Origin of the sequence: Brevundimonas albigilva, from assembly GCF_023503965.1 — a bacterium.
In the GTDB taxonomy this organism is placed as follows: domain Bacteria; phylum Pseudomonadota; class Alphaproteobacteria; order Caulobacterales; family Caulobacteraceae; genus Brevundimonas; species Brevundimonas albigilva.
In genome coordinates this window covers 707,530-727,752 of record NZ_CP097298.1, presented here as the reverse complement: position 1 = coordinate 727,752, position 20,223 = coordinate 707,530, and the positions used below count along the sequence as shown (strand labels likewise).

The window sequence follows — 20,223 nt, the reverse complement described above, 5'->3', positions numbered from 1 at the left end:
GATTCCGTCGGGCCACTCTAGGAAGCGCGACCGGAGCGCGTCGAGGGCGTTAGAGGGAGATGATCCGACCCGAAGACTTGCTGCACCCGACGCCGGCCGGCCTCTATTGCCCGCCGGGCGACTTCTACGTCGATCCCGTCCGGCCCGTGGATCGGGCGGTGATCACCCACGGCCACTCCGATCACGCCCGAGCAGGGCACGGCTCGGTGCTGGCCACCCGGCAGACGCTGGCCATCATGGCGGAACGCTATGGCGACGACTTCGCCGGCCGCGAGCAGGCGGCGGAGTACGGGCAGGCGACGGCGATCAACGGGGTGGACCTGCGCCTGGTCCCCGCCGGTCACGTCCTGGGTTCGGCCCAGGTCGAGGTCCGGTGGAAGGGACTGACCATGGTGGTGTCGGGCGATTACAAGCGCCGGCGCGATCCGACCTGCGCGCCGTTCGAGCCCGTGCCCTGCCATGTCTTCATTTCGGAGGCGACCTTCGGCCTGCCGGTCTTTCGGCATCCCCGATGGCGAGGAGATCGGCCGGCTGGTGCGCTCGCTGGGACAGTTCCCAGAGCGGGCCCATCTGGTCGGGGCCTATGCGCTGGGCAAGGCGCAGCGCATCATTCGTCTGTTGCGCGAGGCGGGCTGGAGCCGGCCCATCTACGTCCACGGCGCGATGGAGCGGTTGAACGCCCTTTACGAGCGCGAGGGCGTGGCGCTGGGCCCGCTTCTGCCGACCCGCGACCTGCCTCGCGGCGCCCTGGGGGGCGAGGTGGCCATCGCGCCGCCGGGCGCCATCCAGGACCGCTGGGCGCGTCGATTCGCAGACCCTATCCCCGCCTTCGCCTCGGGCTGGATGGGCGTTCGAGCGCGCGCGCGCCAGCGTGGCGTGGAACTGCCGCTGGTGATCTCAGACCATGCGGATTGGGGCGAACTGACCGCGACCTTCGAGGAGTTGGACCCCGAGGAGGTCTGGATCACCCACGGGCGCGAGGAGGGGTTGCTGCGCTGGGCGGAACTGCGGGGAATGAAGGCCCGCGCGCTTCGCCTGGTCGGCTATGACGAAGAGGACGAACGGCCCGACGAGGCGGCCGAGGGCGCCTAGGCGGCGGAGCGGCCGTCGGCGGCCTCGCTGGCCTCTTCGTCTTCGGTCAGGGCGGCGTTCATGGCCATGCGCAGCCGTTCCGGCTTGATCGGCTTTTCGACCACCGCGGCCATGCCGATGGACAGATAGTGTTTGGCGTCGTCCGGATCGGCGTTGGCGGTCAGGGCCACGATCGGGGTGCGTCCCGCGGCGCCGGGCAGGGCGCGGATGGCCTGGGTGGCCTGGACGCCGTCCATGCGGGGCATCTTGATGTCCATCAGGATCAGGTCGAAGCGTTGCTCCTGCACGGCCGCCAGGGCCTCCATGCCGTCCTCGGCCAGTTCGGAGCTGCAGCCGAACATCTCGCACAGCGCCTGGGCCACGACGCGGTTGGTGGCGTTGTCGTCGACGATCAGGATGTGGGGCGCGCTCTTCAGCTCCAAGTCCGCCAGGTCCGAGACGTTGGACGGTTGCTCCTGCTCGATCACGGCGCGTTCCGCCGTCAGGTCGAAGGCGAAGGTGGCGCCCCGGCCGGCGTTGTTCTCGGCCCAGATGCGCCCGCCCATGCGGTCGATCACCTGGCGGCAGATCGACAGACCCAGGCCGGCGCCGTCCGGGCCGGATCCGTGCACGAAGGGCTCGAAGATGGAATCCACGCGGTCGGGATCGACGCCGGGACCGTCGTCGCGCACGCGGGCCTCGATGCGGACGCGGCCGTTGTCGACCCAGGCCTTCATCCCAGCCTCGACCACGCCGTTGCGGGCGAATTTCAGGGCGTTGCCGATCAGGTTGTTGAACACCTGCTTGACCCGCACGCCGTCGATGACGGCGGCCAGTTCGGTGTCGCCCTCATAGCTGACCAGCAGGGTCACGCCGTCCTGCGACGCCCGCGGCTCCCACAGGGCCTGGATGTCGTCGGTCAGGGCGCGAAGCGAAGGGCGTGGGCGCCGGCGACAGCTCCAGCTCGCCGGCCTCGGCCTTGGACAGGTCGAGCGCGTCTTCCAGGATGCGCAGCAAGGTCTCGGACGAGTCCATGATGGTCTGGACGTGGGCCTGGGCGGCCTCGTTCAGCGGCTGGCGGCGCAGCAGTTCGGCGACGGCCAGGACGCCGTTCATCGGCGTGCGCAACTCGTGGCTCATGATCGCCAGGAACTGGCTCTTGGCGCGGGCGGCGGCCAGGGCCTGAGCGCGGGTGTCGCTGAGCGCCTCGGCCTGTTCGGCCAGTTCGCGGTTCTGGTCGCGCTGGCGCTGGTTGACCGCCTGCAACAGCGTCGCGGCGGTTCCGACGCCGTAATAAAGGCCGTTGCGCGTGACGATGAAGCCGCGCAGCAAGGCGGCGGGGCCGCCCTTCAGCATGATGTCGCAGAAGGCGTCGATGCGGACGCCCGCTTCGACCACCGCCGGCTCGGCGTCCATCACGAAGGTGACGGCGCGACCTTCGTACAGGGCGTGGCCGAACGGGCCGGCGATCTTTTCCAGGAAGGTCGTGCGTTCGATCAGGCCGATGGGGCGGTCGTCCTCGACCACCGGAATGACCAGCGTGTCCGGCTCCCTGCGGAAACGCGCAAAGACCTCCGACCCCAACGTCGTCGGGGCGATCGGCTTCGGACGCTCACAGAGGGCCTCGATGGTCGGCATGCGGCCTGATACTCCACTACTGAAGGGACCATGCCGTTGAAGGCTTTGCGGAATCGTTAAGTGCGGGGCGCCGCCGGCGATCGGCGCAGCGGCGTCATCCCGCGGCTTTTGCAGCGGCGGCCGGGGTGGTGTAGAAGCCGCGCCCGACCCATATGCGGTCCCCACCCCCTTTGCATGCGCGCGGCCGGCGGCCGACCGCAGGTTTGTCATGAGCGTCATCCAGGAAACGACCCCTTCGACCTCGGCCCTCGTCCTGTTCTCGGGCGGGCAGGACAGCGCCACCTGCCTGGCCTGGGCGCTGGAGCGGTTCGAGCGGGTGGAGACGGTCGGCTTCGACTACGGCCAGCGTCACCTCGTGGAGATGCAGGCCCGCCAGGCGGTGCGTGACGGCATGGCCAGGGCCTTGCCGGCCTGGGCCGGGCGGCTGGGCGAGGATCATGTGATCGACCTGACCGGATACGGCCGGATCGCCGAGAGCGCCCTGACCGCCGATCGCAAGATCGAGATGGACGCGCGCGGCCTGCCGACGACCTTCGTGCCGGGGCGCAACCTGATCTTCCTGGTCGCGGCCGCGGCGCTGGCGGATCGGCGCGGGCTGGAGGTGCTGGTCGGCGGCATGTGCGAGACGGATTATTCGGGCTATCCCGACTGTCGCCACGAGACGATGGAGGTGATGGCGCGGGCGCTGTCCCTGGGGCTGGACAAGCCGGTGGTGATCGACACGCCGCTGATGTGGCTGACGAAGGCCGAGACGTGGGCGCTGGCGCACCGGATCGGCGGCGACGGGCTGGTCGAGCTGATCGTCGAGGACAGCCACACCTGCTACCGGGGCGACCGGGCGCATCGTCATGCCTGGGGCTACGGCTGCGGCGAATGCCCGGCGTGCGAGTTGCGCGCGGCCGGATACGAGGAATGGGTCTCGGCCCGATGACCTATTCGGCCAAGGAGGTCTTCCTCACGGTGCAGGGCGAGGGGGGGCAGGCGGGCCGGCCGGCGGTCTTCCTGCGCTTCGCCGGCTGCAATCTGTGGAGCGGGCGCGAGCAGGATCGGGCGAGCGCGGTCTGCACCTTCTGCGACACGGACTTCGTCGGCGTGGACGGCGACGGCGGGGGCAAGTTCTCCACGGCCGGCGTGCTGGCGGACCATGTCGCGGCGATGTGGCGGGGGCGCGAGGGCGATCCGAAGCTGGTGGTCTGCACGGGCGGGGAGCCGTTGCTGCAACTGGACGAGCCGCTGATCGCGGCGCTGCACGCGCGCGGGTTCGAGATCGCCATCGAGAGCAACGGCACGCTGGCGGCGCCCGACGGGATCGACTGGGTCTGCATCAGCCCCAAGGCCGACGCGCCGGTGGTGCAGACGCGCGGGCAGGAGCTGAAGCTGGTCTATCCGCAACCGGCCGCCATGCCCGAGCGGTTCGAGGCGCTGGAGTTCGAGCGCTTCTGGCTGCAGCCGATGGACGGTCCGGACCAGGCCGCCAACACCGCCGCCGCCATCGAATACTGCCTGACCCACCCCCAATGGCGCCTCAGCGTCCAGACCCACAAATACATCGGCGTCCGCTAATGCCCGTCTTCGAGATCACCAAACAGGCGACATTCGACGCCGCCCACCACTTTCCGAACGAGCCGGAAGGCAGCATCTATCGCCGGGTGCACGGCCATTCCTTCACGGTGGAGGCGACGGTGCGGTCCGAGACGCTGGACGCCGAGCATGGCTGGGTCGCGGACCTGGGCGCGCTGGACCGGGCGCTGAAGGCGGCGGCCGAGACGCTGGACCACGGCATGCTGAACGAGCATCCGGGGCTGGAACTGCCCAGCCTGGAGAACCTGTGCCTGTGGTTCGCCCGAACGCTTCGGCCCGACTGGCCGGGCCTGTGCCGCATCCAGGTGGCGCGGCCGACCATCAACGAGCGGTGCGTGCTGACGCTTTAGCAGTCGCGGCCCTGACGCCGGCGCTGCTCGCAGCGGCGCTGTTCGCGCTCCCAGTCGCGCTGCTCGCGTTCGCGTTTCAGGCGCGTCTCCTCGTCGGAGGTGGTGACGGCGTCGAAGCCGGCGCCGACCACCGCGCCCCCGGCCTTGGCCGCGCCGCCCACGACGGCGGCGGTCCCGCCGACGACCGCGCCGACGACGCAGCCCTGGAGCATCGCCGCCCCGCCCAGGAGGACGACGATTTGAGCGACGGGAAAACGACGATTTCGACGACGCATGAGGGCTCCTTCAGAGAATTGGAAGAATGGCCCATAACGATGAACGGAGGCTGACTTCAGGCGCCGCGCTGGGGCAGCAGTTTTCGGCGCTGACGCGAGATCGCCAGCGGCGCGCCATCGGCCCCCCAGGCGGTCGCTTCGTCCACCGTCCAGCCCAGGCCCAGGTCCAGCATCCTGAACTCGAAGAAGGCCCAGCCGTCCGGCGCCGTGGCGGGCGTGGGATCGGCCAGGATGTCGATGCGCAGGTCCACCGTGGTCATGGGGGCGGGCCTGGCGCTGGCGGTCCAGGCCGGCGGATAGAGGGCGTCCAGGAGATAGCACAGGCCGACCTCGTCCAGCGGTCGGCGGTCGGCCATCCGCATCCAGGTGCGCTCCACCACCGGCCGGCCCTCGTTGCCGCCCAGAATGTTGGGGCCGCCGTCGAAGCGGTAATCGACGTGGCGCGCGAAGTGCGGCGCCATCGGCCCGCCGATGCGCGCCTCCGGGTCGAGGCTCTCCAGCGGCGGCGGCGGCGCATGGAGGGGCGAAAGCGGCGGCGTCGCCGCATCGACGCCGTACGTGCCGGTGGCGTGGTGCGTCATGCGGCCGTCCTGGTCGGCCTCGATCGCCGCATAGATCACGTTGCGGCCGCCGCGCAGCAGGCGCGGGCGGAAGGCGACGGGCTGGCCGAACCGCGCGGCCGAAAGATATTGGACCGACAGGGTCCGCAGCGGCGCCGTCAGCGCCAGGCCCTGGCGCATGCCCTCGGCGCACAGCGCGGCCAGCAGCCCGCCGAAGGGAAAGCCCTTCTCCGGCGGCGCGCCGCTGGGGCCGTTGGAGAAGTCGCCCGCCACCGAGGCTGACAGGGCGCCATCCTCCATCGGGCGGAAGGCGAGGGCTTGGGCGAGGGACAGGGGCGCGGGGGACAGGGGCGCGGGGAACGTGGTCATGGGCGATCCAGAGGGCCGAAGAGGCGCGGAGGGTCGGGGCGGACCCTCCGCCAGTCAAGGAACAAGGACCGAAGGCCGGGAGGCCCGCAAGTCCGTTGCGAAACAAGACTGACTGACTGGGTTCGGATTGGCAACCCTCTTGCCAACAGGCTGACGCGGGGTCACTTTCCGCGCATGGGACGCACCGCCGACTACAGCCGCCAGAGTTGCTCGATCGCCGCCACGCTGGAGGTGATCGGCGATCCGTGGACGCTGCTGGTCATCCGCGACGCCTTCAACGGGGTCAGCCGCTTCGAACAGTGGCAGGACAATCTGGGCGTGGCGCGCAACGTCCTGGCCGCCCGGCTGAAGAGCCTGGTCCAGCACGGGGTGCTGGAGCCGCGCCTGTATTCCGAACGCCCGCCGAGGAACGAATACGTCCTGACCGCCAAGGGCAAGGATCTGTACGGCGTTCTGGTGACGCTGCACGCCTGGGGGAACAAGCACGTCTATGGCGAGACCGACAGCGGCATCGACATGGTCCACAAGACCTGCGGCCACACCCTGAACCCCCGGATCGCCTGCAACTGCTGCGGCGAGATCGTCAAACCCAGGGACATCCGCCTGACCCGCGCCGAGAACCGCCCCACGGTCGGAGAGGTTCTGCCGCCGAGGGAAGCGGCGTAGCGGCTGCTGCCGCTTTTTGTCAGCAGGCCTGCTAGGGTCGCGCCATGTCGCGGTCCGAGCGCCTTTTCGACCTGTTGAACGCCCTGAGGCGGCGTCGCCGGCCCGTCAGCGGCCAGGCGCTGGCCGAGGAGATGGGGGTCAGCCTGCGGACCCTTTACCGCGACATCGCCAGCCTTCAGGCCCAGGGCGCGACCATCGAGGGCGAGCCGGGCGTGGGCTATGTGCTGCGGCCCGGCTTCCTGCTGCCGCCGCTGATGTTCACGCCGGAGGAGATCGAGGCGCTGGTGCTGGGTTCGCGCTGGGTGGCGGACCGGGCCGACGCGCGGATGCGCGATGCGGCGTTGAGCGCCCTGGCGCGGATCGGCGCGGTGGTTCCGCCGGACCTGCGGGACGAGATGGAGGCCGAGGCCCTGCTGGTCGTGCCCGGCGCGCCGTTTCCGGCCGACCACGTCGATCCGGCGCTGCTCAGAAAGGCGATCCGCACCGAGCGGAAGCTGAAGCTGTGTTACCGCGACGAAGCCGGCGCCGCCTCCGAGCGGGTGATCTGGCCCTTCGCCCTGGCCTTCTTCGACCGGGTGCGGCTGCTGGTCGGCTGGTGCGAACTGCGGGCCGACTTCCGCCATTTCCGCACCGACCGGATCGAGGAGGCCGAGGTGCTGGACGCGCGTTGCCCGGCGCGCCGGGCGGTGCTGCTGAAGCAGTGGCGCGCGAGCCGGGAGACGGCGGCGCAGGACGCTCCATGCTGACAGGAACTGGCAGGATGACGGTCTAGGTTTGTTCTCGCCGCACAGGAGGGACGCATGACCGAGATCGAGGACATTCCGCTGGCCGTCGCCGACCCGGAGGCCGCCGCCCGGTTCTATTCGGGCCTGCTGCGGCGCCGGCCGCTGGCGGCGAGCGCGGACCATGCGGTCTTCGCCCTGTCACCGGGCCGGACCCTGAGCCTGTGGCGCGGCGCGGCGATCCCGCCGGCCCAGGTGGACTTCGCCCTGGCCGCGTCGACCGCCGTCGACGAGCTTCATATCGAATGGTGGGACCGGGGCGCGCGCATCGTCTTGCCGCCGGCCGACGAGGACGGGGGACGCAGCTTCCTGGCCCGCGACCCCGACGGCAATCGGCTGAGGGTCTATGCCGCGGTCTAGGCCTGGAAGGCGGCCGTCGTGTCGCGGATGAAGCCGCCGCCCAGGACGCGGTCGGGGTCGGCCGGATCGTAGAGGACGCAGGCCTGGCCGGGGGCGACGCCTTCCTCGCCCTGGTCGAACAGGACCGCGACCTGATCCTCGACAAGGGCCAGGCGGGCCGGGGAGGGCGGGCGGGTCGAGCGGACGCGGGCCAGGACGGGCGCGCCGGCGGCGGCGGCTTCGTGGATCGTGGCCTCGTCGCCCAGCCAGTTGGTCTCTTCCAGCGTCAGGCGGGCGGTCAGCAGCGCCTCGCGCGGGCCGACGACGACGCGGCGGGCCTCGGGCTCCAGCCGCACGACGAACAGCGGCTCGCCCACGGCGACGTTCAGGCCCCGGCGCTGGCCGATGGTGTAGTCGGTGATCCCCGCATGCGCGCCCAGCACCCGGCCGTCCATGTGCACGATCTCGCCGGCCTCGCGCCCCTGCGGCCGCAGGCGGTCGATCAGGGTGCGATAATCGCCGGTGGGGACGAAGCAGATGTCCTGGCTGTCCGGCTTGGCGGCGATCCTGAGGCCCAGCGAGGCGGCGACGCCGCGCACCTGGGGCTTTTCCAGATCGGCCAGGGGGAAGCGCAGATAGTCGAGCTGGTCCTGGGTGGTGGCGAACAGGAAGTAGGACTGGTCGCGCGAATGATCGATCGCCTTGCGCATCTGCGAGCGATCGCCGGCGACGGCGCGGCGGACATAGTGGCCCGTCGCCATCGCCTCGGCGCCCAGGTCGCGGGCGACGTCCAGCAGGTCGCGGAACTTGACCGTCTGATTGCAGCGGATGCAGGGAACGGGCGTCTGGCCCTTCAGATAGCTGTCGGCGAACTGGTCGATCACCGCGTCCCGGAAGCGGCTTTCGTAGTCCAGGACATAGTGGGGAATGCCGATCGCCTCGGCGGCCAGGCGGGCGTCGTGGATGTCCTGGCCGGCGCAGCAGGCGCCCTTCTTCTTCAGCGCGGCGCCGTGGTCGTAGAGCTGCAGCGTCACGCCGACCACGTCATAGCCCGCCTTGTGCAGCAGGGCGGCGACGACGGTGGAGTCCACGCCGCCGGACATGGCCGCCACCACGCGGGCGCCGACGGGCAGGCCGACGGCGGCGCGCGCGCTCTCGACCGCCGCGTCCATGTCCTGCTGCGAGGTCATAGGGGCGATGTCGGGAACGGGGCAGATGTCTTCGACCAGGCTCATCGCCGCCATTTAGGACCGAACCCGCGCGATTTCGAGGCCCCGCAAAGAACAAGGGCCGCGTCCGTCGCCGGACGCGGCCCCTGATCGGCTTCGGGGAAGCGGTTAGGAGCGGTAGCTCTGGATGCGCGTCGTGCGCAGGCCCTGCATGCCCCATTTGTCGATGGCCTTCTGCCAGGCCAGGAATTCCTCGGCGGTCAGGCGATACTTCGCCAGGGCGTCGTCCAGGCTGATCAGACCGCCGCGGACGGCGGCGACGACTTCCGCCTTGCGGCGGATGACCCAGCGGTCCGTGTTGGACGGCGGCAGGTCTTTCAGGGTCAGCGGCGTGCCGGTGGGTCCGACCACGTATTGTTCGCCTTTGCTGTTAAGGCGTCGCTCTTGCAACATGGGCTTATGCCTCTTTCACCAACACCGTAGTCCGGTGAAAGTACGCGCCCGCCGCTAAGGGCCGTTTAAGCGTCGTGGTGAAGGAACGGCTAACATCCGTCCCTCCACAGCCGACATTCTCAACGATGGTTGAGCGACGATTCATTGAACCTAATGATTACCTACTCGGCGATCAGCGTTTGATGTTGATCAGCTCGGCCAGCATTTCGTCGGCCGTGGTGATGATCTTGGACGAGGCGGAATAGGCCCGCTGGGTGGTGATCAGGCTGGTGAACTCCTGCGACAGGTCGACGGTCGAGGCTTCCAGCTGCTGGGCGGCGATGAAGCCCGCGCCGCCGGTGCCCGCCGCCTTCAGGTTGAAGGTGCCGGACTGCAGGCTGACGGCGTAGGCGTTGCCCGAGACCTCCTTCAGGCTGTCGGGGCTGGGGAAGGTGGCGACCGCGACCTGGGCGATGCGGCGCATGACGCCGTTGTCGAAGATGGCGGTGACGAAGCCCTGGTCGTCGATGGCGATCTCGCTGAGATTGCCGAAGGCCGTGCCGTTGGTGATGGTCGACTGAACCACCGAGGCGGTGTTCAGCTGGCTGAGGCCGCCGGCCGAGGTGTTCAGGTCCAGGGTCAGGGTCTGGGCCGCGATGCCCAGGCCGTCGGCCCATTTCACCCGGCCGTTGTCGGCGGGGTTCAGGGGATCGATGACCTCGTCGGGATCGGATTCCTCGAACGTCAGGGTGGCCTGCGTCGGATCGTCGAACAGGCCCGTGCCGGCCGGCCAGTTCTGCATCGTCTCGACGTCGAGGCGACCCGACGGGGTGAAGGCGATCTTGCCGGTCTTGATCTGGCCGTTGCTGTAGGGTGCGCCGGTGACGACGTCCTCGGGCGGGACCGAGACGATCTCGGCGTACCAGATGTTGGGCTCGTCGCTCTTCAGGAAGCGGATTTCCAGGTTGCGCTGGCCGCCCTTCGAGTCCGAGACGGGGATGTTCATCTTGAAGTCCGGCTTCACGCCCACCGGATTGTCGTCGTCGGCGTCGTACATCGCCATCGAGTTGACCGACGCGTCGTACTTGCTGGCGGCGGCGACGTTGTTCTGCAGGCCGATGTCGGCCAGGGCGATGCCGAAGGGCGCGCCGGTGGCCGGGGTGAAGGTCAGGGTCGACAGGGCGCCGTCGACCGCCGCCGTGCCGTTGTTGGCGGTCAGGCCGGTCAGGCCGGTCAGGGCGCCGGTCGCGGGATCGAACGCGGCCTGGCCGGTGATGGTCTGGGTGCCGGACTTGATGGTGACGTCGTAGGTGTTGGCGCCGGTGCGGGTGTAGCGGACCGAGACGTCGTGTTCGACGTCGGCGGCGTCTTCCACGCCCTTGTAGGTCGAGGCGCTGCCCGCGGCCGACGACTCCTGGGTCGAGCGCAGGTTGGCGTTGATCTGGACGCGGGTGGTCGGCTCGGCCGTGCCGCCCACCGAACCGATGTTGATCGAACGCAGGCGCGACAGGTCCGACGGGTCGGTCGAGATCTCGCCGTTGGAATCCACCGGCCAACCCTGCAGGTACAGGCCCGCGCTGTTCTTCAGATAGCCCATGTTGTCGACGCGGAAGGCGCCGGCGCGGGTGAACAGGCGGGTGTCGGTGGCGGCCACGCCCTCGGCCTTGTCGGTCACGACGAAGAAGCCCTGGCCGTCGATGGCCAGGTCGGTGCTCTCGGTCGTGCGCTGCAGCTGGCCTTCCTGGCTGATGAAGGACCGGGCCGAGACGGCGACGCCGCCGGCGGAATAGCCGCCGCCGGCCTTGGACTGGCTGTTCACCAGGGTCTGGAATTCACCCTGGGTTCGCTTGTAGCCCACGGTGTTCACGTTCGCGATGTTCTGGGAAATCGCGGCCAGGGCGGCGGAGTTGGCGGCCAGCCCGGACACGCCGGCCAGCATGGCGCTGTTGAGGCTCATTGGGGACGCTCCTTAAGCGTAACGGTCATCGAAAAGGCGGCGGAGCGCATCATGCGGCCGCCTCCTCGGTCGGGACGTCCGGATTCTCCGTATCGTCGGTGTCGTTGTCGGCCCTGACCTCGTTGAGCGAGATCACGGTCGAAAGCGGAAGGATGGAATCGCCGATCACCAGATAGGGCTCGCCGTTGTACATCTCGACGCCGGTCACGCGGCCCTGGATCAGCGCCTGCGCGTCGACGGTTCCTCCGGCGGCGTTCTTGGCCGTGACCTTCAGCGTATAGACGCCGCCGTCGTCGGCGACGTCGCCCCCGGTCATCTTGCCGTCCCAGGTGAAGCTGTGGACGCCCTGGCTGTTGTCCGGCGCGGCGCCTTCCCAGACCACCTGGCCGCTGCTGTTGACGACCTGCAGGGTCACGTTGTCAGCCTGGGAGGCCAGTTCGTAGGCCCAGGTGGCCTGACCGTCGTCCAGCTCGGTGGCGGTCCAGGCGGCGGTGACGTTCTTGCCGATGTAGTTGGAGGCGTTGTCCAGGCCGCCGGCGGCCTGGGCCGAGAGCAGGCTGGTCAGCAGGTCGTTGGTCAGCAGCTGCTGCTCCACGCCGGCCATCTGGGTCAGCTGGGCGGTGAACTCGTTGGAATCCAGCGGCGACAGCGGATCCTGGTTCTTCATCTGCGTGGTCAGCAGCGTTAGGAAAGTCTCGAAGTTGTTGAACAGCGAGACCGAGCCCGACGTCAGGCGGCCGGCGGCGTCGACGGAAGAAATGGCGTCGGCCATGATCAGACCCTCACATCGACGCGCTCGGGCGTCAGGGAATGGTTGGTCCAGGCGCCGGGGATCGGCGCGGCGGCGAGGTCGGCCTGGGCGGCCAGGCGAGAGCCGCCGGCGAACAGGGCGTTGCGCTGCTGCTGGCGGTCGAAGGCGCCCCCGCCCGAGGACGGATCACGCTGGGAGAAGTCGAGCGAGTCCTGCGACAGCTGGAAGCCGGCGTCCTGCAACTGGCGACGCAGCTCGTCGGCGCGGCCCCGCAGGTCGGCGGCGGCGGCGGGGTTGTCGAAGGCCAGACGCGCGGCCAGCTGGCCGTCGGCGTCGATTTCCACGGTCACGTCGACGCGGCCCAGGTCTTCCGGCGTCAGCACCATGTCGAAGCGGGTCGAACGACCCTCCAGCTTGCGCGCGATCTGGGCGGCCAGGTGGGCGGTGGTCTCGATGGTGGCGCGAGACAGGGCCGACGCCAGCGGATCGCGCGCCTGGGCGACCGGGTTGTCGGCGCGGGCGGCGTCCGGCGTGGTCTCGGCCGGGACGGCGTCCACGGTCGGGTCGGCGGCCGCCGGGTCCGCCGGGACCGGCGGCGGGATCGCGCCCGAGGGAGCGTCGGCCAGCGCCGGCGCCTGAGACTTGACGTCCGGGCCGGCGGCGGCGGTCGACGGGGCCGCCTGAGCGGCGTCGCCGGGCTCCGACGTCGACGGCGCCGGCGCCTCATGGCGCAGCGGACGCAGCGGCTGGGGCTCGGGCCGTATCGAGGCGGCGAGCGGGGCGGCCGCGGCGCTCGGGCGGATCGGGGCGTCCTGCGACGGCGAGGCCGGTTCGGCGCCGGCGTCCGGCGTCGCTGCGTCGTCGGTTTCCGCCGTCGCGGCGGGCGAGGCCTCCAAAACGGCCGGGGCGGGCCCTTCCACAAGGGGACGGGCCAGGGCGGCCGGGCTGACGACCGGCTTCTGGATGACGGCGCTGATCTGGACCGCGCCGGCGTCGGCCGCCGCCGGGGCCTCGACGGAGCGCACGTCGGCGGCGGCCGTCTTCGGCGTCACGGCCGCCCCGGGGGCGGACCGTTCGGGCGTGGGCGCCGCGGGCGCGGCCGGCAGGGGATCGGCCGAGGCGACCGTCTTCGCGGGCTGCGGCCCTGTCGCCTCGCGGACGACAGGGACGGTCTCGGGCGTGGCGGCGGTCAGGGCCGCATCAATCCCGACGGCGGCGCTGTTGGACGGGGTCGGCGCGGCGGAAGCGGGCGCGGCGGGGGCCGTCGCCTCGGCCTTGGCCGGAACGGGACGTTCGACGGCGGCGGCCGGCTTTTCGGTCCTGGACGGGGGCGGGGCGTCCGATCCCTGAGCAGGGACGGCCGCGGCGCCCTCGGTCGGCGTCGCGGCCGCGTCCGTGGCGGCGTCCTGTTTCTGATCGACGGGGGCGGCGCGGGTCAGGGGCGCGGACACGTCCATGCGCGCCGCCTGCGGATCGGCGGCGTCCGACGCGGCGGCGGGCGCGAAGGGTGAAGCGGGCGGGGTCGCCGCCGCCTCGTCGCCCGTTCCGGCGGACGGTTCGACCGAAAGGGATGCGGGCGCGACGGGAGGGGCGACCTGACCCTGAGGGACCGGCGGGAGCGAGCCCGCGACATCCGGCGTCTCCGGCTCCGCGATCTCCGCCGTTTCATCGACGACCGTCGACAGGAGGTCGTCCGAGGCTTCGGCCTGGACGATCGCGCCTTCAGGCCGGGGCAGGGCGGCGGCGGCGGCCGAAACGTCCTGGCCCTCGGCCTCGCCCAGGCCGGCCAGATCCAGGCGACCGACCAGCCGGACCGATGAGACGCGCGAGGCGGTTTCGCCCTGCGTCCGGGCCGGGGCGTCCTTCACCACGCCCTCGCGCACGCCCGCCAGGGCGGCGGCGAAGGCCTCGGCCGAACCGAAGTCGGCGCCGCCCGGCGCAGGCGCGCCGGCGCCGGCGGCGGCCGGAACAGCAGCAATGAGGGCGGCGGCGGAAGGCATGGGGCGCGAGGCGGCTTTCAAGACGGCGGCGCCTGCTGCGCCCGGAAGGTTCGCCGCCTCCGTCGCAAGCGTCGGGCCACCGGTCGTCGCTCATCAATGGCGAATGAAATCAGTATGTTGTCGGCACCGGCCTCAGGAGCGGCCATCGGTTGCAGGATCATTCTTGCCGTGCGCCGCCGCAATTTTGCCGGGCTTGGCGCGGGGGCCGGATCGGCGCGCGGGTCGCCGTGGCCCAAGGCTTGCGGCGCGTCCGGCCATGAACCCGCGTCAAAAACGCTTATCTTTGCAAATCAAAGTCTTGCGGCGGCCGCTGCGCCGTGCGGCGAGGCAAGATTTGCGCGTGGCCGGGCAAGGCTTGCCGGGCGCGGGCCTGGGCGGGGAGGGCCGGCCGTGTCGCTGAACTCGATCATGAACATCGGCGTGTCGGGCCTGCAGACGGCCCAGACGCAGCTGCGCGTCGTCTCGGACAACATCTCCAACGTCAACACCCCCGGCTATGTCCGCAAGGTTGTCGACCAGACGGCCGCCGTCACCGCCGGGGGCGGGGCGGGCGTGGATGTGGCGCGCGTGCGCCTGTCGACCGACCGCTTCCTGCAGGCGGCGAGCATGAGCGCCAGCGCGGATTCCGCGCGCTACGCCGTGCGCAACGAACTCTACGACCAGATCCAGACGGCGTTCGGCGATCCCAGCGGGGACGGCGGCCTGTTCGGCGACATCGACAGCCTGTTCGCCGACTTCACCGCCCTGGCCGAGACGCCGACCTCCTCGCCCGCGCGGCAGGAGACCATCTACAAGACCCAGGCCCTGTTCAACGAGGCCAAGTCGGTGTCGCAGCGCATCCAGGCCTTGCGCCAGGAGGCCGACAGCCGGCTGGGCACGGTGGTGGACTCGGTCAATCCGCTGCTGGAGCAGATCGACAAGCTCAACAAGACCATCGCCACCGCGACCGTGACGGGGCAGGACGCGACTGGAGCCCAGAACGCCCAGCAGACCCTGATCAACCAGCTGGGCGAGTTGATGGACGTCAAGGTGGAGGCGCGCGCCAACGGCGGGGTGACCATCCGCACCAACACCGGCGCGACCCTGGTGGGCGAGGGGCACGCCACCCTGTCCTATGCGCCGGCGGGCACGGTGGGGGCCACGACCAGCTTCAACGACATCTGGCTGACCGAGCCCAGCGGCGCGCGCTCGCTGGCGCTGGAAGGCGTCGGCTCGGGCGAGATCAAGGGGCTGGTGGAACTGCGCGACCAGGACGCCCCGGCCGCCGCCGAACGTCTGGCCGAACTGACCGCGCGCATCGCCGACGAGCTGAACCGCGCCCACAACGCCAGCACCAGCGTGCCCGCGCCCTCGACCCTGACGGGACGCAACACCGGCCAGTCGCTGGAGACGGCGCTTGCGGGCTTCAGCGGGGTCGTGACCGTCGCCACCGTGGATGCGGCCGGCGTCATCACCGGCCAGGCGGCGATCGACTTCACCAACAATCCGCCGACCGACCTGGCGAGCCTGAACGCCCAGCTGGCCGGGGTGGCCACCGCCAGCTTCTCCAACGGCGTGCTGACGCTGAACGGCGACGGCGGCGCGGGCCTGTCGATCGCCGACGACGCGACCGATCCCAGCCTGAAGGGCGGCAAGGGCTTTTCCCACTGGTTCGGCCTGAACGACCTGGTGGTCAGCGACGCGCCGACCACCTACGACACCGGTCTGACCCTGTCGTCGCCGCACGGCTTCACGCCGGGCGAGAGCGTGACCTTCCGTTTCACCGGGGCGGACGGGGCGCGGGTTCGCGACATCAGCGTCGCGGTGCCGGCCGGCGCCGGCACGATGGGCGAACTGCTGAGCGCGCTGAACAATCCCGTCACCGGCGTGGGCCGCTACGGCGCCTTCAGCTTGGACGGGGCCGGGGCCCTGACCTTCAAGAGCTACGACAGCTCCGGCTCGACCCTGTCGGTGGTGCGCGACACCACCAGCCAGGTTCCCTCGGGCGTGACGATGTCCAATCTGTTCGGCCTCGGCGGCGGGGTGCGCGCGGCGCGCACGGAAGGCTTCTCGGTGCGCCAGGACATCCAGTCGAACCCGTCCAAGCTGGCCCTGGCGCAGCTGAACCTGTCGGCGGCGGCGGGGACCCCGGCGCTGAGCGCCGCGGACGGGCGCGGCGCCCTGGCGCTGTCGGACGTCGGCAAGCGCACGGTCAGCTTCTCGGCGGCCGGCGGCGCGGCGGGCGGGTCCAAGACCCTGTCGAACTACGCCGCCGACTTCTCCGGCGACATCGGCAGTCGCGCCGCCGCCGCCCAGAGCCGGGCCGACACCGCCTCGGCGGTGCTGGAGGAGGCCAACACCCGCCGCCAGTCCAAGGAAGGCGTCAACCTGGACGAGGAACTGGTCAACATGACCACCTTCCAGCAGGCCTATAACGCCTCGGCCCGTCTGATCCAGGCGGCCAGCGACATGTATGACACGCTGATCGGGATGCTGAGATGACCCGCGTCGCCACCTTCTCCAACTACCAGTCCGCGCTGCTGGACCTGATGGGCGCCCAGAGCCGCGCGCAGCAGGCGCAGGAGCGGATCGACAGCGGCCGCATCGCCACCGACATGGCCGGATACGGACGTCAGGCCGAATCCATCACCGCCCTGAAGTCGACTCAGGCGCGGCTGGAGGGCTTCGTCGAGGCGGGCAAGTCGGCGGCGGGGCGGCTGGACGCCCAGGACCTGGCGATGAGCCAGGTGTACGCCGGCGGAAACGGCGCGCGCGAGGCCATCGCCAACGTCCTGTCGGCCGGCAAGCTGGACAGTCTGATGACCGAGCTGGGGCTGCAGTTCCAGACCTTCCAGTCGGGGCTGAACGCGACCTATCAGGGCCAGTACCTGTTCGCCGGCGGCCAGACCGACACCGCCCCCGCCACCGCCAAGTCGATGGCCGACCTGACGGCCGCCGCCAGCGTGGACGACGTCTTCGCCAACGACGCCCTGAAGCACAAGTCGCGCATCGACGAGAACACGACGCTGGAGACCGGCTTCCTGGCCAATGAGCTGGGCGGGCCGCTGGCGACGGTGTTTCGCAACATCCAGGCCTATAACGAAGGCGCGCCCGTCACCATCGACGGCGTGACCTATACGCCCGCCGGCGCGGGGACGCTGAGCGGCAAGCCTTCCGACGACGTGCACGCCTTCCTGACCGAACAGCTGAAGCAGCTGGACGCGGCCAACAAGGAGGTGACCAACCAGACCGCCAAGAACGGCCTGATGCAGAACCACGTCGAGGAAACCCTGGACGCCCACGAGGGCCGCCAGACCTCGCTGGACAAGCTGATGATCGACAAGACCGGCTATGACGCGGCCCAGGCCATCACCGATCTGCAATTGGCCCAGGTGGCGATCGAGGCCTCGGCCCAGGTCGTCAACTCCCTGCGCGCCACGTCGCTGCTGGATCTGCTGCGGACCTAGAACCGGCTGAAAGAAAAAGACAATGGCCACGCTGGACGGAAGCGGTGCATGGAACATATCATGAACGAATGGCCCGTCTCGATCTTCGCCGAAAGCTGTCCGTCCTGGCCGACGCGGCCAAGTACGACGCCTCATGCGCATCGTCCGGCACGTCGAAGCGGGATTCGACCGGCGGACGCGGAATCGGCTCCACCGAAGGGATGGGCATCTGCCACGCCTATACCCCGGACGGGCGGTGCGTCAGCCTGCTGAAGATCCTGCTGACCAACTTCTGCATCTACGACTGCGCCTATTGCATCAACCGGGCGTCCTCGAACGTGGAGCGCGCGCGGTTCAGCGTGGCGGAGGTGGTGGACCTGACGCTGAACTTCTATCGGCGCAACTATATCGAGGGGCTGTTCCTGTCGTCGGGGGTGATCCGCGACAGCGACTATACGATGGAGCAGCTGGTCGAGGTCGCGCGCATCCTGCGCGAGGTCCACGATTTCCGGGGCTATATCCACCTGAAACTGATCCCCGAGGCCGATCCGCGGCTGGTCGATCTGGCGGGCCTGTACGCCGACCGGCTGTCGGCCAATATCGAGCTGCCGCGCGACGAGGCGCTGTCGCGGCTGGCGCCCCAGAAGGACGTCGGCGTCATCAAGAAGGCGATGGGGCAGGTGCGCCAGGCGGTGGAGGCCGCCAAGCCCGCGCGCCGCGATCGCGCCCGCCCGCCCCGGTTCGCGCCGGGCGGCCAGAGCACCCAGCTGATCGTGGGCGCGGATGGAGCGCCGGACACGGAAATCCTGGACCGCAGCGCCTCGCTGTACGGCGGATACGGCCTGCGCCGGGTCTATTATTCCGCCTTCAGCCCAATCCCGGACGCCAGTTCGGTGCTGCCCCTGTCGCGCCCGCCCCTGATGCGCGAGCACAGGCTGTATCAGGCCGACTGGCTGATGCGGTTCTACGGCTTCTCGGCGCCCGAGATCGGCGAGGCGGCGACCGGGGGAATGCTGGACCTGGCCGTCGATCCCAAGCTGGCGTGGGCGCTGAACCGGCGCGAGCAGTTCCCCGTCGACGTGAACCGGGCGTCGCGCGAGATGCTGCTGCGGGTGCCGGGTCTGGGGGTCAAGGCGGTCGACCGCATCGTGGCGGTGCGGCGCTATCGCACCCTGAGGCTGGAGGACGTGGGGCGGCTGACCCGCTCGGTGGCCAAGGTGCGGCCCTTCATCACCGCGCTGGACTGGACGCCCGGCGGGCTGACGGACGCGGTCGACCTTCGGGCGCGGGTGACGACGCGCGCGCCCGAACAGTTGAGCCTGTTCTGAATGGCGACGGCGGAACTGGCGTCCGAAACGGATTTCGACGGCTGGCGGAAGGCGGCGCGCCAGATGCGGCTGGCGGGGGTCGAGCCGGCCGCCGCGCGTTTCGTGGTGGCGGGCGGAACCGGCCAGGGCGGGCTGTTCGACGACACGCCGCCTGGTCGCCGCCATGACAGCAGGCTGGAAGCGGAGTTTTCGGTTCCCAAGGCTTTCGTCGATCTGGCGCAGGCGGTGATCCTGCATCGCTCGGCCGACCGGTTCGACCTGATGTACCGCCTTCTGTGGCGTCTCCGGGATGAGCCCGATCTCATCCGCGTCATTTCCGACCCGATGTCGCCGACGCCGTGGAAAGAGCCAAGAACGTCAGCCGCGCGGCCCACAAGATGAAGGCTTTCGTCCGCTTTCGGCGGACCTGCGACGATCAGGGCGAGGCCTGGGCGGCCTGGTTCGAGCCGGCGCACCGGGTTCTGGAACGCACGGCGCCGTTTTTCCAGCGCCGCTTCACCACCATGCGCTGGTCGATCCTGACGCCGGACGGATCGGCCTTCTGGGACGGCGAGACCCTGCGCTTCGGCCCGCCCGCCAGCCGCGACATGGCCCCGGCGGAGGACGAGATCGAGGCGTTCTGGAAGACCTATTACGCCTCCACCTTCAATCCCGCGCGGCTGAAGGTGAAGACGATGCAGGGCGAAATGGCCAAGGGCTATTGGAAGAATCTGCCCGAGGCGGCGCTGATTCCGGAACTGGTGGCGTCGGCGCAGGTTCGAATGGAGGCCATGGTCGCCGCCCCCGCACCCGACCCGAACGCCCGCTTCGCCAAGGCGATGGCGCGCGACGTCCACCAGGACCGGCCGGACGCCGAGGCGACCCCCGATAGTCTGGCGGCGGTGGAGCGCGGGGTGCAGGCCTGCCGCCGCTGTCCGCTGTATCGCGACGCCACCCAGGGCGTCTGCGGCGAGGGGCCGAAATCGGCGCGGCTGATGATCGTGGGCGAGCAGCCGGGCGATCAGGAGGATCTGGCGGGCCGTCCGTTCGTCGGGCCCGCGGGCCAGGTGCTGGACAGGGCGCTGAAAGAGGCCGGCATCGACCGGTCCGACGTCTATGTCACCAACGCCGTCAAACACTTCAAGCATGAGCCGCGGGGCAAGCGGCGTCTGCACAAGACCCCCAACGCCGGGGAGGTGCAGGCCTGCCGCTGGTGGCTGGACGCCGAGCGTCGCCTGATCCGGCCCAAGGTGATCGTGGCCCTGGGCGCGACGGCGGGGTTGGCGGTTTTGGGCAGAAAGCCCGCGGTGATGCGCGAGCGCGGTCGTCCGCTGGACCTGGCGGACGGCGCAACGGGCGTGCTGACGGTCCACCCGTCCTATCTGCTGCGACTGCCGGACGCCGCCGCCCGGGATGCGGCGCGCGCCGGATTCATCGACGATCTGAGCGCCGTTCGCCGGCTTCTGGCCTGACAGGCGAACGAATCCGGCCTCACCGCGTTTGATCCGGGCTGCGAGCGTAGCGGTTAGGACAGAGACGCATGGGGGATCC

The 20,223-nt window shown here is 70.3% G+C and carries 20 protein-coding genes and 1 pseudogene; 12 read left to right on the top strand and 9 right to left on the bottom strand.

All coding sequences use genetic code 11. From position 1 onward, the window contains the following. Positions 1–59: 59 nt before the first annotated feature. Positions 60–1,092: pseudogene (locus MU852_RS03845) on the top strand (ligase-associated DNA damage response exonuclease). On the opposite strand, the gene MU852_RS03840 reads toward MU852_RS03845, so the two are convergent. Beyond that, positions 1,089–1,943, bottom strand: a complete 855-nt coding sequence (locus tag MU852_RS03840) for a response regulator (RefSeq protein ID WP_249751094.1) — start codon at positions 1,941–1,943, stop codon at positions 1,089–1,091. The pseudogene MU852_RS03845 and the gene MU852_RS03840 sit on opposite strands and share 4 nt — an antisense overlap. After that, complete coding sequence (locus MU852_RS03835) at positions 1,921–2,709, bottom strand: histidine kinase dimerization/phospho-acceptor domain-containing protein (RefSeq protein WP_249751093.1); 789 nt, start codon at positions 2,707–2,709, stop codon at positions 1,921–1,923. Before MU852_RS03835 ends, MU852_RS03840 begins: the two co-directional genes overlap by 23 nt. 208 nt (positions 2,710–2,917) lie before the next feature. On the opposite strand from MU852_RS03835, the gene queC reads away from it, so the two are divergent. Genes queC through MU852_RS03820 form a run of 3 tightly spaced genes read left to right on the top strand, consistent with a single transcriptional unit; the run spans position 2,918 to position 4,640 of the window. Continuing rightward, on the top strand, positions 2,918–3,640 hold the full coding sequence (gene queC, locus MU852_RS03830; RefSeq protein ID WP_249751092.1) for a 7-cyano-7-deazaguanine synthase QueC: 723 nt from the start codon (positions 2,918–2,920) through the stop codon (positions 3,638–3,640). Next, positions 3,637–4,272 (top strand): 7-carboxy-7-deazaguanine synthase, encoded by a 636-nt coding sequence (queE, locus tag MU852_RS03825; RefSeq protein WP_249751853.1) that lies wholly within the window; start codon positions 3,637–3,639, stop codon positions 4,270–4,272. The genes queC and queE overlap by 4 nt, the downstream gene beginning before the upstream one ends. After that, positions 4,272–4,640 carry a 6-pyruvoyl trahydropterin synthase family protein gene (locus MU852_RS03820; protein ID WP_249751091.1) on the top strand — a complete coding sequence of 123 codons (369 nt, stop codon included), beginning with the start codon at positions 4,272–4,274 and terminating at the stop codon, positions 4,638–4,640. The genes queE and MU852_RS03820 overlap by 1 nt, the downstream gene beginning before the upstream one ends. On the opposite strand, the gene MU852_RS03815 is transcribed toward MU852_RS03820, so the two are convergent. Further along, a complete protein-coding gene (locus MU852_RS03815; protein ID WP_249751090.1) occupies positions 4,637–4,915 on the bottom strand; it encodes a hypothetical protein in 279 nt (92 codons plus the stop codon). The two genes, MU852_RS03820 and MU852_RS03815, sit on opposite strands and share 4 nt — an antisense overlap. A 56-nt stretch (positions 4,916–4,971) precedes the next feature. Continuing rightward, positions 4,972–5,844 (bottom strand): acyl-CoA thioesterase, encoded by an 873-nt coding sequence (locus MU852_RS03810; protein ID WP_249751089.1) that lies wholly within the window; start codon positions 5,842–5,844, stop codon positions 4,972–4,974. A 174-nt stretch (positions 5,845–6,018) separates the two neighbouring features. Here MU852_RS03810 and MU852_RS03805 point away from each other — a divergent pair, with 174 nt between their 5' ends. Genes MU852_RS03805 through MU852_RS03795 form a run of 3 tightly spaced genes read left to right on the top strand, consistent with a single transcriptional unit; the run spans position 6,019 to position 7,652 of the window. Then, positions 6,019–6,510 (top strand): winged helix-turn-helix transcriptional regulator, encoded by a 492-nt coding sequence (locus tag MU852_RS03805; RefSeq protein WP_249751088.1) that lies wholly within the window; start codon positions 6,019–6,021, stop codon positions 6,508–6,510. A 44-nt stretch (positions 6,511–6,554) separates the two neighbouring features. Further along, positions 6,555–7,256 carry a helix-turn-helix transcriptional regulator gene (locus MU852_RS03800; protein WP_249751087.1) on the top strand — a complete coding sequence of 234 codons (702 nt, stop codon included), beginning with the start codon at positions 6,555–6,557 and terminating at the stop codon, positions 7,254–7,256. Between the two features lie 54 nt (positions 7,257–7,310). Then, positions 7,311–7,652 carry a VOC family protein gene (locus tag MU852_RS03795; protein ID WP_249751086.1) on the top strand — a complete coding sequence of 114 codons (342 nt, stop codon included), beginning with the start codon at positions 7,311–7,313 and terminating at the stop codon, positions 7,650–7,652. Here the strand turns inward: MU852_RS03795 and mnmA are convergent. The 5 genes from mnmA to MU852_RS03770 all read right to left on the bottom strand — a co-directional run bounded on the left by mnmA (position 7,649) and on the right by MU852_RS03770 (position 13,940). Beyond that, positions 7,649–8,866 (bottom strand): tRNA 2-thiouridine(34) synthase MnmA, encoded by a 1,218-nt coding sequence (mnmA, locus tag MU852_RS03790; RefSeq protein WP_430641186.1) that lies wholly within the window; start codon positions 8,864–8,866, stop codon positions 7,649–7,651. The genes MU852_RS03795 and mnmA overlap by 4 nt on opposite strands. A gap of 102 nt (positions 8,867–8,968) precedes the next feature. Next, positions 8,969–9,253: a CtrA inhibitor SciP gene (gene sciP, locus MU852_RS03785; RefSeq protein ID WP_201217154.1), complete on the bottom strand. Its 285-nt coding sequence runs from the start codon at positions 9,251–9,253 to the stop codon at positions 8,969–8,971. A 172-nt stretch (positions 9,254–9,425) separates the two neighbouring features. Continuing rightward, on the bottom strand, positions 9,426–11,189 hold the full coding sequence (flgE, locus tag MU852_RS03780; RefSeq protein WP_249751084.1) for a flagellar hook protein FlgE: 1,764 nt from the start codon (positions 11,187–11,189) through the stop codon (positions 9,426–9,428). Positions 11,190–11,238: 49 nt separating this feature from the next. Then, the gene (locus tag MU852_RS03775; RefSeq protein WP_249751083.1) at positions 11,239–11,961 is read right to left on the bottom strand and encodes a flagellar hook assembly protein FlgD; all 723 of its coding nucleotides are present in this window, start codon (positions 11,959–11,961) and stop codon (positions 11,239–11,241) included. A gap of 2 nt (positions 11,962–11,963) precedes the next feature. After that, on the bottom strand, positions 11,964–13,940 hold the full coding sequence (locus MU852_RS03770; RefSeq protein WP_249751082.1) for a flagellar hook-length control protein FliK: 1,977 nt from the start codon (positions 13,938–13,940) through the stop codon (positions 11,964–11,966). 390 nt (positions 13,941–14,330) lie between these two features. Between MU852_RS03770 and flgK the strand changes: the two genes are divergently transcribed. The 5 genes from flgK (at position 14,331) to MU852_RS03750 (ending at position 20,144) form a co-directional block, all read left to right on the top strand. Further along, positions 14,331–16,421, top strand: coding sequence for a flagellar hook-associated protein FlgK (flgK, locus tag MU852_RS03765; RefSeq protein ID WP_249751081.1), 2,091 nt, complete (start codon positions 14,331–14,333; stop codon positions 16,419–16,421). Next, the gene (locus MU852_RS03760) at positions 16,418–17,386 is read left to right on the top strand and encodes a flagellin family protein (RefSeq protein ID WP_249751080.1); all 969 of its coding nucleotides are present in this window, start codon (positions 16,418–16,420) and stop codon (positions 17,384–17,386) included. Before flgK ends, MU852_RS03760 begins: the two co-directional genes overlap by 4 nt. Positions 17,387–17,454: 68 nt before the next feature. Beyond that, positions 17,455–18,693, top strand: coding sequence for a putative DNA modification/repair radical SAM protein (locus tag MU852_RS03755; protein WP_249751079.1), 1,239 nt, complete (start codon positions 17,455–17,457; stop codon positions 18,691–18,693). After that, positions 18,694–19,074 (top strand): hypothetical protein, encoded by a 381-nt coding sequence (locus tag MU852_RS17690; RefSeq protein WP_347342334.1) that lies wholly within the window; start codon positions 18,694–18,696, stop codon positions 19,072–19,074. Further along, positions 19,071–20,144, top strand: coding sequence for a UdgX family uracil-DNA binding protein (locus tag MU852_RS03750; RefSeq protein ID WP_347342333.1), 1,074 nt, complete (start codon positions 19,071–19,073; stop codon positions 20,142–20,144). The genes MU852_RS17690 and MU852_RS03750 overlap by 4 nt, the downstream gene beginning before the upstream one ends. Positions 20,145–20,223: the final 79 nt, after the last annotated feature.